This is a genomic window from Robertmurraya mesotrionivorans, assembly GCF_050971805.1.
GTDB lineage: Bacteria > Bacillota > Bacilli > Bacillales > Cytobacillaceae > Robertmurraya_A.
The window spans coordinates 74,219-86,513 of record NZ_JBPCCH010000016.1; the positions used below are offsets into that span (position 1 = coordinate 74,219).

At 39.0% G+C, this 12,295-nt stretch carries 7 protein-coding genes, 1 rRNA gene and 2 riboswitches; all 8 genes read left to right on the forward strand.

The features are described from left to right. Positions 1-227: 227 nt before the first annotated feature. Entirely contained in the window at positions 228-1,169 is a 942-nt protein-coding gene (locus ACRX5O_RS19495) for an AAA family ATPase (RefSeq protein ID WP_433907497.1), read from the forward strand. Next, positions 1,169-2,374, forward strand: a complete 1,206-nt coding sequence (locus ACRX5O_RS19500; protein WP_433907489.1) for a DUF58 domain-containing protein — start codon at positions 1,169-1,171, stop codon at positions 2,372-2,374. The genes ACRX5O_RS19495 and ACRX5O_RS19500 overlap by 1 nt, the downstream gene beginning before the upstream one ends. Beyond that, a complete protein-coding gene (locus ACRX5O_RS19505; RefSeq protein ID WP_433907490.1) occupies positions 2,374-4,578 on the forward strand; it encodes a transglutaminase TgpA family protein in 2,205 nt (734 codons plus the stop codon). The genes ACRX5O_RS19500 and ACRX5O_RS19505 overlap by 1 nt, the downstream gene beginning before the upstream one ends. Positions 4,579-4,613: 35 nt before the next feature. After that, positions 4,614-4,715: riboswitch (purine riboswitch) on the forward strand. Between the two features lie 291 nt (positions 4,716-5,006). Continuing rightward, on the forward strand, positions 5,007-6,560 hold the full coding sequence (gene guaA, locus ACRX5O_RS19510) for a glutamine-hydrolyzing GMP synthase (RefSeq protein ID WP_433907491.1): 1,554 nt from the start codon (positions 5,007-5,009) through the stop codon (positions 6,558-6,560). Positions 6,561-6,656: 96 nt separating this feature from the next. Further along, a riboswitch (purine riboswitch) is annotated at positions 6,657-6,758 on the forward strand. Positions 6,759-6,854: 96 nt separating this feature from the next. Further along, positions 6,855-8,186 carry an NCS2 family permease gene (locus tag ACRX5O_RS19515; RefSeq protein WP_433907492.1) on the forward strand — a complete coding sequence of 444 codons (1,332 nt, stop codon included), beginning with the start codon at positions 6,855-6,857 and terminating at the stop codon, positions 8,184-8,186. Between the two features lie 156 nt (positions 8,187-8,342). Then, positions 8,343-9,185, forward strand: coding sequence for a glucose PTS transporter transcription antiterminator GlcT (gene glcT / locus ACRX5O_RS19520; RefSeq protein WP_433907493.1), 843 nt, complete (start codon positions 8,343-8,345; stop codon positions 9,183-9,185). Positions 9,186-9,377: 192 nt separating this feature from the next. Beyond that, positions 9,378-11,405 (forward strand): glucose-specific PTS transporter subunit IIBC, encoded by a 2,028-nt coding sequence (gene ptsG / locus ACRX5O_RS19525; protein WP_433907494.1) that lies wholly within the window; start codon positions 9,378-9,380, stop codon positions 11,403-11,405. A gap of 719 nt (positions 11,406-12,124) precedes the next feature. Further along, positions 12,125-12,295 (forward strand): 16S ribosomal RNA (locus ACRX5O_RS19530); the annotation flags it as partial.

Below are 12,295 nucleotides of genomic sequence, written 5' to 3' on the forward strand. Positions count from 1 at the left end.
CTTTTTAACAGTGATTTCTAATAGCTTTCTAATGGTTTTCTAATAGTTTACTAATTGTTTTTTAGTTGAAACTTCTGTCATAGTATAAGTATAAATGTCTATTTAAAAAGGGGTTAATCTATCAATAATATTAGGTTTTTACAGGAAATTGACAATTATATCTCGAATATATGTAAAAGGTATGAAATTTTTAGCTACTTCAGGAGGTTGTTATAGAAGTGAGTCAGATGAATCCAGTGATTAACCGAATTCTTCAAAATATAGAAAAAGTAATGATTGGGAAAAGAAATGTTGCGGAGTTAAGCTTAGTTGCATTACTAGCTGAAGGACATGTGTTACTTGAGGATGTGCCAGGAGTCGGGAAAACCATGATGGTCCGTGCGTTGGCGAAGTCTGTAAGCGCAGAATTTCGTCGGATTCAGTTTACTCCTGATCTTCTTCCATCCGATGTAACAGGTGTATCCATATATAATCCGCAAGAATTGGAATTTCAATTTAGACCAGGTCCCATTATGGGGAATATCATTCTCGCCGATGAGATTAACCGAACGAGTCCAAAGACCCAATCGGCTCTCTTAGAGGGGATGGAAGAAAGTAGTGTCACTATTGATGGGGTTACACATAAGCTTGAACGGCCGTTTTTTGTTATGGCCACGCAAAATCCAATCGAGTACGAAGGGACGTATCCACTGCCTGAGGCTCAGCTTGACCGATTTCTATTAAAAATGAGAATGGGATATCCCGATTTAGAAGAGGAAATGGAAGTTCTGGCTCGAGCGGAAAAGAGATCACCCATTTCGGAATTACAGCCTGTTATCGACCTAGAGGAATTAAGACAGCTTCAGGAAGAAATACAAAATGTAGTGGTGGATGATACGATCAAACGCTATATCGTGGATATTTCTCATCGAACTAGAACACATAGCAGTGTGTACCTTGGTGCAAGTCCGCGTGGATCAATCGGGTTAATGAAGGCAGCACAGGCGTATGCATTTATGCATAATCGCGATTATGTGTTACCTGATGATGTCCAGTATTTAGCTCCATATGTACTCGCGCATCGGATTATCCTCAAGTCTGAAGCGAAGTTTGAAGGAAGTATGGCAGAGGATATCATGTCACGCGTGGTGGAAAGAGTCCCTGTTCCTGTTAAAAGGCTCGTGAAGTAATGAGACCAATTTTTCTATCAATAAAACATATTTGGAAACTCATCATTCTGCTGTTTCTTATCGCTGTAGCGTTTTCGTATGCGATGTTCCAAGGTGGGTTTGTCAGCTGGTTTCTATTTTATAGCTTTGTTCCTTTTGCTTTGTACGCTTTTGTTTTGGCTTCTTATTCGACTCGGAAGTTTCAGATTAGTAGAGAGTTTTCAAAATTTGAATACAGTGCAGGCGAAACATTAAAGGTGAAAATTCATTTGACGAGAACAAATGCCTTTCCGCTCTTTTACCTTGTTGCAGAGGATCTATTAAGTGAACAGCTTCGCGGCAATCAAAATGCAAAAATGCTTTTATTCCCGGGCTTTAAAAAGCAGTTTACATTTGAATACGAGATTCCACAGTTACCTAGAGGGGAACATATTTTTCAGAGTGTTTGTCTTAAGCTTGGGGATCCTTTAGGTTTAATAGAGAGACAAGTAGAATTTCATACAACTGATCGGTTCATTGTTTATCCTCAAATAGAGGAGCTTGTCTATCGTCCGCATGCAAATCAGTTTGACCAAGGGATGACAGCATCCAAAGAACGAGTGCAGAGAGATACCACGATGGCGATTGGTCTTAGAGAATACCAGCCGGGAGATAAGTTCTCTTGGATTAACTGGAAGGCAAGTGCGAAGCGAAATGATATTATGACGAAGGAATTTGAACAGCGTCAATCGCATGATATTTGTCTTATTATGGACTGTGTACCGTCCGAAGAGTTTGAGACAGTGGTTTCCTTCACCGCATCTTTAGTAAAGGGGATTCTTCGAAAAGGGGCACAGGTGGGGCTATTGACATTGAGTAAGGATCGACAGTTTTTCCCTGTTCGTAGTGGGGAAGATCATCAGCAAAGCCTTTTTTATCATTTGGCTAAAATCAAAGCAGAGAGTCAAATGCCTCTAGATAGAGTACTAGGGGGAGAAAGCTTTCTTGGAAATCAAACAGTCTCCTTTATGCTAGTGACTTCTCAATTAACAAAGCCACTAATAGAAAAAGCAAGCTTTTTCTCTGTGAAAAAAAGGGCAGTGACCCTCTATTTGGTGAAAAATCAAGGAGAGTCCTTGAATTCGTTAGAAATTTCTTTGAAAGGTTCAGCTAATGCTAGAGGAGTTCGAGTGGTACTTGTTCATGCAGGGTATTTTTCGAATGTGTTTTCGGAGGTGAGCAGGTAATGACAGATGTGAACAAGAAACAAGAAACGATGTCCGCTCTCTTTCTTTACTTGCTTGGATTTTTGTTGTTATGGGAGTGGTTACGGCCAGTTGACGCACTAACCAATACAGGAAACATTTATATTTTTCTAGGGTTTCTGTTCCTATGCCTGGTGATTTCTTTTTCGAGGGTTCAGGTTTTAATAGGAGCTTTGCTGAAGACCGTCTATATCCTTTATTTTATTCATCGCTATTATTTTGAAGGGTCTTTTTTTCAATTATCATGGCTTTCGCAGTTTTGGGATGATTTGATTCTCAACATAAGTTATTCATTTCAAATGGAATGGAGTGCACTAACCTTTGTGTTTAGAAGCCTTCTATTCTTTATTTTGCTTTGGCTAATGGCTTATTTAATCCACTATTGGCTGATTATTCGAAGACAAATTTTTATCTTCTTTTTTATGACCCTTGTTTACATTACCGTATTAGATACGTTTACTCCGTACGAAGCAGACGGTGCGATTGTTCGAACAGTAGTCGTTGGTTTTGCTGTGATGGGAATGTTAACGTTTCAGCGTTTAGTTGAGAGAGAAGCAATTGTTAAGGGGCTGTCTTCCATCCGGAAGTGGGGACTACCTCTGCTTTTAATGATTGGGGCCAGTGTCGCTCTTGGATTTGGTGGACCAAAAGCGGAACCGATTTGGCCAGATCCTGTTCCGTATCTGACTTCCTACTCAGAAGATAGTGGAGGAGGAGCGGGTGGACAAAGGGTAGGCTACGGTACCGATGATACGAGTCTAGGAGGTCCGTTTATTGGTGACGATACGGTTGTTTACGAGACGGAAGTGGACCAAAGGCATTACTGGAGAGTAGAAACAAAGGATATTTATACGGGAAAGGGCTGGGAGGTATCTAGCTCGGATGATCCCATTCCTTTTACTCAAAATGAAGTGTTTCCCATTAGCTCCTTTAATCAACAAGGATTAGAGGTAAAGGAGCTAACGGCAAATGTAACCTCTGTTCGAAGTTATCCGCATATCATATATCCGTTAGGGTTGAAATCTGTTAGTACCGAGAATGTAAGCTACTCTTTCCGTGTCAATGAAGGGCTTGAGAAGGTCTATACATTAGAGGCTGATCGAACAGCGCCTTTAGAGGAATACTCTGTATCGTACGACATTCCTAGATACAGCGTAACCGCAATGAAAGAGACCCAAAGCTTAGGGGAAGCCGGATTAAGTCAAGAGTTTATCTATCAATATACGCAGCTTCCTGAAACGTTGCCGCAACGAGTGAAGGACTTGGCGCTTGAAATTACAGGTGAACAAGAAACATGGTTTGATAAAGCGAGAGCAGTAGAAAGATACTTTGGGATGAACGGATTTACGTATGATCAAATTGACGTGGCAGTACCAGGTGCAGATGAAGATTACGTAGATCAGTTTTTATTTGAAACACTAAGAGGATATTGTGATAATTATTCTACCTCAATGGTTGTATTATTACGCTCAGTAGGTATTCCTTCTCGTTGGGTAAAGGGATACACAGAAGGGGAGTATCAAGGACCAACGGATTCAGGGAAAAGAGGCTATACGATTACAAATAACAATGCGCATTCGTGGGTCGAGGTATATTTTCCTGGGGTAGGTTGGGTTCCTTTTGAGCCTACGCAAGGTTTTTCAAGTAATGTCCAATTAAATTTCGATTCAACCACTCAGAATTCAACTGAAGTAGAAACACCTGAAACTGGGGAACAGCCAGATGTAGAAAAACCAGAAGCTCCAGAAGAAACAGTTTCCAATGAAAGCTCTTTTTCTTGGAAGGATTTATGGACCAGAATAGAGGCAAGTTTTATTGAACACTGGAAAAAGGGACTAATCATTCTGGGTGTGATGGGAGTAGTTGCCTATATTGCCTATAAACTAAGGTTAAAATGGCTTCCGTATGTACTGGTTCTCATTTTTAGGTTTAAAAAGAAAGATGATGACTTCTCAAAAGCCTATTTGGCCTTATTAAAGCAACTAGATCGATATGGGATTAAGAGAAAGGAACATCAAACACTCCGCGACTATGCCGATTATGTCGATTACTTCTTTTCCTCGAAAGATATGGGGACACTAACTTCTCTATACGAGAGATATGTGTACAAAGGAAAGCTTGAAGAAGGTAGCTGGGACCGTTCGCGTGAATTGTGGGAAAATTTAATTAAAAAGACAATCGCTTGACCGATAAAACGACATGTTGTTACAATAATCTCTAATATTATAAAAATGTATCTCTTCATATATCCTCGAAAATATGGTTCGAGAGTCTCTACCAAATCGCCGTAAATGATTTGACTATGAAGGCGGAGCTTTCTATGGTTGTTAGAGATATCAGCTAGAATTCTGCCTTCAAAAAATTTTTTTGGAGTAGAATTCTAGCTTTTTTATTTTTGAAGCTATTTTCGCAAAGATTGTTGTTAAAATCTTAAAGCCGATTTTAACGTGGAAATACCTATTTTGCGCTTAAGAACTTAGTTTGCAGGCTCTTTTCTTATTAAATTTATGCTAATTTCTGTTGAAACTTAGCATAAATCGTTAAAACTATGTTCCAAAACGCAACAAAGTTTAAGAAAAGAGCCATTGGGAAAAATAACGATGAGGTGAATTGGATGTCTGAAAAGGTAGGTTTATCAGGTCAGGAAATGATCGTTGTATTGGACTTTGGAAGCCAGTACAATCAGTTGATTACTAGAAGGATTCGTGAATTTGGTGTGTATAGTGAACTGCACCCTCATACGATTACTGCAGATGAAATCCGTCAAATGAATCCAAAGGGGATTATTTTATCTGGTGGTCCAAACAGCGTGTATGATGAAGGTTCATTCCGCTGCGATGAGGAAATTTTTGAACTTGGATTGCCAATCCTAGGAATTTGTTACGGCATGCAGTTATTGACTACTCATTTTAATGGGAAAGTGGAACCAGCTAAGCACCGTGAGTATGGAAAAGCAGCTATTCAAATTGAGAACAAATCGAAATTATTTGCTGACCTTCCACAGGAGCAAATCGTTTGGATGAGCCATGGAGATTTAGTAGTAGAAGCTCCCGGAGGCTTTACTGTAGATGCAGTTAGTCCTTCTTGTCCGATTTCTTCTATGAGTGATGCAGATCGTAAGTTATACGCGGTACAATTCCATCCGGAGGTTCGCCACTCTGTTTACGGAAATGAACTGTTAAAGAATTTCGTCTTCGGTGTTTGTGAATGTGCTGGAAACTGGTCGATGGAAAACTTTATCGAGGTTGAAATGGAAAAAATCCGCCAGCAAGTTGGTGACAAAAAGGTTCTTTGCGCATTAAGTGGTGGTGTGGATTCATCAGTTGTAGCGGTACTCATTCATAAAGCAATCGGTGACCAACTAACATGTATCTTCGTTGACCATGGTTTACTTCGTAAAGGGGAAGCGGACAGCGTAATGAAGACTTTTGCTGACGGCTTTAACATGAACGTTATTAAGGTTGATGCGAAGGAGCGCTTCTTAGGGAAGCTGGCTGGAGTAAGTGACCCAGAACAAAAGCGTAAAATCATCGGTAATGAGTTCATTTATGTGTTTGATGATGAAGCAACGAAGCTTGAAGGAATTGATTTCCTAGCTCAGGGTACACTTTATACTGATATCATTGAAAGTGGTACAGCTACTGCTCAAACTATTAAATCGCATCATAATGTGGGTGGTCTTCCTGAAGATATGCAATTCACATTAATTGAGCCACTTAATACATTATTTAAAGATGAAGTACGTGCCCTTGGAACTGAGCTAGGGATTCCGGATGATATCGTTTGGCGTCAACCTTTCCCAGGTCCAGGACTTGGAATTCGAGTGCTCGGAGAAATTTCTGAAGATAAGCTTGAAATCGTTCGTGAATCGGATGCGATCTTACGTGCGGAAATTAAGAAGGCTGGACTTGATCGTGATATTTGGCAATATTTCACCGTATTACCTGACATCCGTTCAGTGGGTGTGATGGGAGATGCTCGTACGTATGATTATACGATTGGTATTCGTGCGGTTACTTCTATTGATGGGATGACTTCTGATTGGGCTAGAATTCCATGGGAAGTACTAGAAATCATTTCTACTCGTATTGTTAACGAAGTTAGTCATGTTAACCGTGTAGTCTATGATATTACTAGCAAGCCACCTGCAACCATTGAGTGGGAATAAAATATTAACAAAATACGAACAATAAAACGGACATTTGAAAAAATGTTCGTTTTTTATATTGACGAAAATTCGAGACCTTGGTATGATGAAAAAGTACTAATAAATGTCGTTTTTCGTCGTATAATCTTGGGGATATGGCCCAGAAGTTTCTACCGAGCTACCGTAAATGGCTTGACTACGAGGTGAGTGATATAATAGGTCCTTTCTTGGCCTCTATTTCGCGAATCTTTGTTGTCAGGCGCTCCTAGTTGTTGGAGCGTTTTTATTTTTCAAAAAATGGAGGAAAAGAAAGCAATGAAAAAATACTTTCAATTTGAAGAGCTTGGAACGAACTATCGTCGCGAGTTTATGGGTGGATTAACTACCTTCCTAGCAATGGCATATATTTTAGTGGTCAATCCGCTTACTTTGACACTAGCAGATGTACCCGATCTTCCTGATGCAATGCGTATGGATTATGGAGCGGTCTTTGTAGCTACAGCATTAGCAGCAGCAGTAGGGTCGATCATTATGGGACTTATTGGTAAGTTTCCGATTGCGTTAGCACCTGGTATGGGTTTAAATGCATTTTTTGCTTACTCAGTAGTATTAACTCATGGAGCACCATGGCAACATGCCTTGGCAGCTGTATTTATTTCAAGTGTTTTCTTCTTATTATTAACCATCTCTGGATTACGTGAAAAAATCATTAATGCCATTCCAGTAGAATTAAAGCACGCAGTGGGTGCTGGTATCGGACTATTCATTACTTTTATTGGATTGAAAAATGCAGGCATTATCGTAAATAATGATGCAACACTAGTTGGACTTGGAGATTTAACAGCTGGTAATACGTTACTTGCTATTTTTGGTCTTCTTATTACAGTGATCATGATGACAAGAGGTATTAACGGAGCCGTATTCTTCGGAATGATTATTATGGTTATCGTGGGTATGATCTTTAATTTAATTGATGCACCTGAAACGGTTGTTGGTCCTGTACCGAGCCTTGAACCAACATTTGGTTCTTTATTCTCAGCATTTGGTGATCCATCTTTCTACACAGCTACAATGCTTGGGATTATTTTAACTTTCTTATTCGTTGACTTTTTTGATAACGCAGGAACGCTTGTAGCAGTTGCGAATCAAGCGGGATTAATGAAAGAAAATAAACTTCCTAATGCAGGAAAAGCTCTATTTGCAGATTCTATTGCATCGTTAGTAGGTTCAATTTTTGGAACATCAACAACAACTTCTTATATTGAATCATCTGCAGGTGTAGCTTCAGGAGCAAGATCAGGTTTTGCAGCACTTGTAACAGCAGGATTTTTCTTATTATCGTTATTCTTCTTCCCTGTATTATCGGTTGTTACATCACCTGTAACAGCTCCGGCCCTAATTATTGTAGGGGTACTAATGGTATCTTCTTTAGGGAAAATTGAGTGGAATCGTTTTGAGATTGCTGTACCATCTTTCTTAACAATCATTGCTATGCCACTAACGTATAGCATTGCAACAGGAATCGCAGCTGGGTTCATCTTCTACCCAATTACTATGATGGTAAAAGGGCGTACAAAAGAAATTCACCCAGTTATGTACGTATTCTTTGTAATCTTCTTGTTATACTTTATGTTCTTAACCGAATAGGATTTAGGGGTTGGCTACTCGTAGTCAACCCCTTTTATTATGAAGATTTTTTGAGAAATATGAATGCGTTTGCGTATTCTAATTGACAAGCTTTTGTCCCTTATATAACATTAAACTTATTATGTCGAAGCTCTCAGGATAAAGCGGGGAATTATGATGTCTGGACTTATCATTAGCAAAAATTTAAATAATAATGTTGTGATAGCTGACCACTCGGACTATGGAGAGGTTGTTGTGATCGGTAAAGGCATCGGATTTAACCGTAAAACGGGAGATGTCATCGACGAGGCGTCAGCGGAAAAGCTTTTTGTATTAAAAAATGAAAAGGAACAAGAAAATTATATAAAACTCCTTCCATTTGTTGAAAGCAATCTTCATGAGGTGTTCATTTCTGCGATTGAGTTAATCAAGAAAAGAGCGAATGCAGAGTTAAATGAGCATATTCATGTAGCATTAACTGACCATTTAATGTTTGCTGTCAGTCGACTTTCGAAAGGGATGGAAATGAGAAATCCTTTCTTAATAGAGACGAAAGCACTCTATCCTTTTGAGTATGAAATAGCTAAAGAAGTAGTGAATTTGATCAAAGAGAATACAGGACTGGAGCTTCCTGAAGGGGAAGTAGGATTTATTTCTCTGCACATTCATAGTGCCGTGATGAACCGAAATCTATCTGAAGTGAATCAACACTCCCAGTTGGTTACTCGTTTGATTGATATGATTGAAGAACAACTGGAAATATTAATCGATAAGGAAAGTATTGATTATATGAGGCTTGTACGACATATACGATTCACCATTGAGCGTGTTCATAACGGAGAAAAAGTAGAAGAACCAGAAAAAATCGCAAACCTCTTGAAAGAGGAGTACCCGGTGTGTTACAATCTCTCATGGAAGCTCATTAAAGTGATGCAACAAGCATTAAAGAAGACGGTATTTGATGCAGAAGCAGTGTATTTAACGATGCATTTGCAAAGGCTTCAAAAGAAAGTTAAATAATCGAACTTATCTTTTATACGTGTTACTGATTCGATCAGGCATGAGTGAAGAAGATAATTGAAATGGAGATTTACGGGTATTATAAACCTTGTAAGCTCTATTTTGATTCCTTTTTCCCTCATGCCTTTTTTGTTTTCTTTTGCAAATTGGGAAACGACAATGAGCGAAACAAATTATTTAGGAGGTTATACCATGTTTAAAAAGGTGTTTGGTGTTTTACAAAAAGTTGGTAAAGCATTGATGTTACCGGTCGCTTTACTTCCTGCAGCAGGTATTTTACTTGCATTAGGGGCAGCGCTTAAAAACCCTGCATTGTTGGAGTTAGCTCCATTTTTAGATAACAATGGAGTAGCGATGGTTGCTTCAATTATGCAAAGTGCGGGGGATATCGTATTCGGAAACCTTCCAGTACTCTTTGCGGTTGGGGTTGCTGTTGGTTTAGCAGGTGGAGATGGAGTAGCTGGATTAGCTGCCATCATCGGATACTTAATTATGAATGTAACAATGGGTACAGCTTTAGGCTTAACGGCTGAAGATGTAAACGGATTAAATTACTCAAGTATTCTAGGAGTTCCAACTCTACAAACTGGGGTATTCGGTGGTATCATCGTCGGTATTATCGCAGCAGGTCTTTACAATAAGTACTATGAAATTGAATTACCATCTTATTTAGGATTCTTTGCTGGTAAGCGTTTCGTACCAATCATCACAGCTGCTACTGCAGTTATTCTAGGTCTTGTGATGTTAATTGTATGGCCACCAATTCAAAATGGTCTAAATGCATTCTCGCAAAACATGGTTCATGCAAACTTAACATTATCAGCGTTTATCTTTGGTGTTATTGAACGTTCATTAATTCCATTCGGATTACACCATATCTTCTACTCACCTTTCTGGTATGAGTTTGGTCAATATACAACACTTGCTGGAGATGTGGTTCGTGGTGACCAACGTATCTTCATGGCAGAAATCAGTGATAATGTTCAAAACTTAACAGCAGGTACATTCATGACTGGTAAGTTCCCGTTCATGATGTTCGGTTTACCTGCAGCAGCATTAGCAATTTATCACGAAGCTCGTCCTGAAAGAAAAGTTGTTGTTGGAGGACTTATGGCTTCAGCTGGTTTAACAGCTTTCTTAACAGGTATTACTGAGCCAATTGAATTCTCATTCTTATTCGTTGCACCAATTCTATTTGCTATCCATGCAGTATTTGCTGGTCTATCATTTATGGTAATGCATCTTTTAGATGTAAAAATCGGTATGACATTCTCTGGTGGTTTAATCGACTATATTCTATTTGGTCTAATCAACCCACAAACAAATGCTTGGATTGTTATCCCTGTAGGTCTTGTGTTTGCGGTAATTTACTACTTCGGTTTCCGTTTTGCGATCCGTAAGTGGAACTTAAAGACTCCAGGTCGTGAAGTAGAAGAAGAATCAGAAGGAGCTGCTGGACAAACTAGCGACCTTCCATACGATATCTTAGAAGCAATGGGTGGAAAAGAGAATATCTCTCACCTTGATGCATGTATCACTCGTCTTCGTGTATCTGTAAATGATATTGGATCTGTTGATAAAGATAGACTGAAAAAGCTAGGAGCGGCAGGGGTACTTGAAGTAGGTAACAACATTCAAGCAATCTTTGGTCCTCGTTCTGAAACCATTAAAGGTCAAATGAAAGACATTATGGCTGGAAAAAGACCAACTCCAGCAGCGAAAGCTACTGAAACAACAAATGCAGTAAACACAGCTACTTCAAGTGATGATGCTTTTGTTTCACCATTAACAGGTAACCTAAAGCCAATCACAGAAGTTCCTGATGCTGTATTCTCTGGTAAAATGATGGGTGATGGATTTGCAATTGAGCCAACAGAAGGTACAGTTGTATCACCTGTAAACGGGAAAATCGTTAACCTTTTCCCAACAAAACATGCAATCGGTATTGTGTCTGATAGTGGACGCGAAATCTTAATCCATTTTGGTATTGATACAGTAAACCTAAAAGGAGAAGGTTTTGAAGCGTTAGTTGGTGAAAATGATACGGTAGTTGCAGGTCAACCATTACTAAAGGTAGATCTTGAGTTCATTAAGAACAATGCAACATCAACAATTACTCCTGTAGTATTTACAAACCTTGCTGAAGGTGAAAAAGTAACAATCAACAAGCAAGGTGCTGTAACACTTAAGGATCAAAACATCATTTCAATCACTAAGTAATATAATATAGAAGAAATACAACCAGTCTTTCTTAGGGAAGGCTGGTTTTTTTTGGTTAGATTCTCGATTTGTGGGGAACTGTCCGATTCGTATTAATAGTAGGAAGTAAGTTGGGTAGATAAGTTAAAAATAAAGACTGGAGGAAATAAATGGTGGGAATCGCAAATAAACTTTAGTGATAGCAAGTAACAATGAAGAATCGCAAATAAATTTTAGGAATCGCAAATAAAATTCGGGATAGCAAATAAATTTCTAGAATCGCAAATATATCTTAGAAATCGCAAATAAACACCTAAAAAGGAGCTTGAAGGAGGAGTTTTTGTTTAAAAAAATGTTCTAATTCGGATGAAGAACGCTCTAGAGCTACAAAAAGTGCTGGTTCGAATGTAATTTTGGCATAGATCGCAGAGAAAACCACGAGTACTTTCACGTGGTATATATTTATAGAGCCAGTTGGATATTATTACCACGGATATCTTGTTGACTCTCTAGGCTCACGATGGTATTATATAAAAACAGTCGCTGATGACGAGATAACAACTTTAATAAATTTTAAAAAAGTTATTGACTTCGAGTGATTGAGATGTTATTCTAATATAGTTGCTTCTGAGGAAGCGAAGTTGTTCTTTGAAAACTAAACAAATCATACGTCAACAAAAATGATTAGTGTTGAAATACACACTAGCCAACGTTTTAACTTTAAGAGCTAATCTTACTCTTTATTGGAGAGTTTGATCCTGGCTCAGGACGAACGCTGGCGGCGTGCCTAATACATGCAAGTCGAGCGGACCTTTGGGAGCTTGCTCCCAAAGGTTAGCGGCGGACGGGTGAGTAACACGTGGGCAACCTGCCTATGAGACTGGGATAACTCCGGGAAACCGGGGCTAATA

Coding starts and splice junctions, on each gene's coding strand:
- ACRX5O_RS19495 (WP_433907497.1), top strand. CDS start 228: ATGAATCCAGTGATTAACCGAATTCTTCAAAATATAGAAAAAGTAATG.
- ACRX5O_RS19500 (WP_433907489.1), top strand. CDS start 1,169: ATGAGACCAATTTTTCTATCAATAAAACATATTTGGAAACTCATCATT.
- ACRX5O_RS19505 (WP_433907490.1), top strand. CDS start 2,374: ATGACAGATGTGAACAAGAAACAAGAAACGATGTCCGCTCTCTTTCTT.
- guaA (WP_433907491.1), top strand. CDS start 5,007: ATGTCTGAAAAGGTAGGTTTATCAGGTCAGGAAATGATCGTTGTATTG.
- ACRX5O_RS19515 (WP_433907492.1), top strand. CDS start 6,855: ATGAAAAAATACTTTCAATTTGAAGAGCTTGGAACGAACTATCGTCGC.
- glcT (WP_433907493.1), top strand. CDS start 8,343: ATGTCTGGACTTATCATTAGCAAAAATTTAAATAATAATGTTGTGATA.
- ptsG (WP_433907494.1), top strand. CDS start 9,378: ATGTTTAAAAAGGTGTTTGGTGTTTTACAAAAAGTTGGTAAAGCATTG.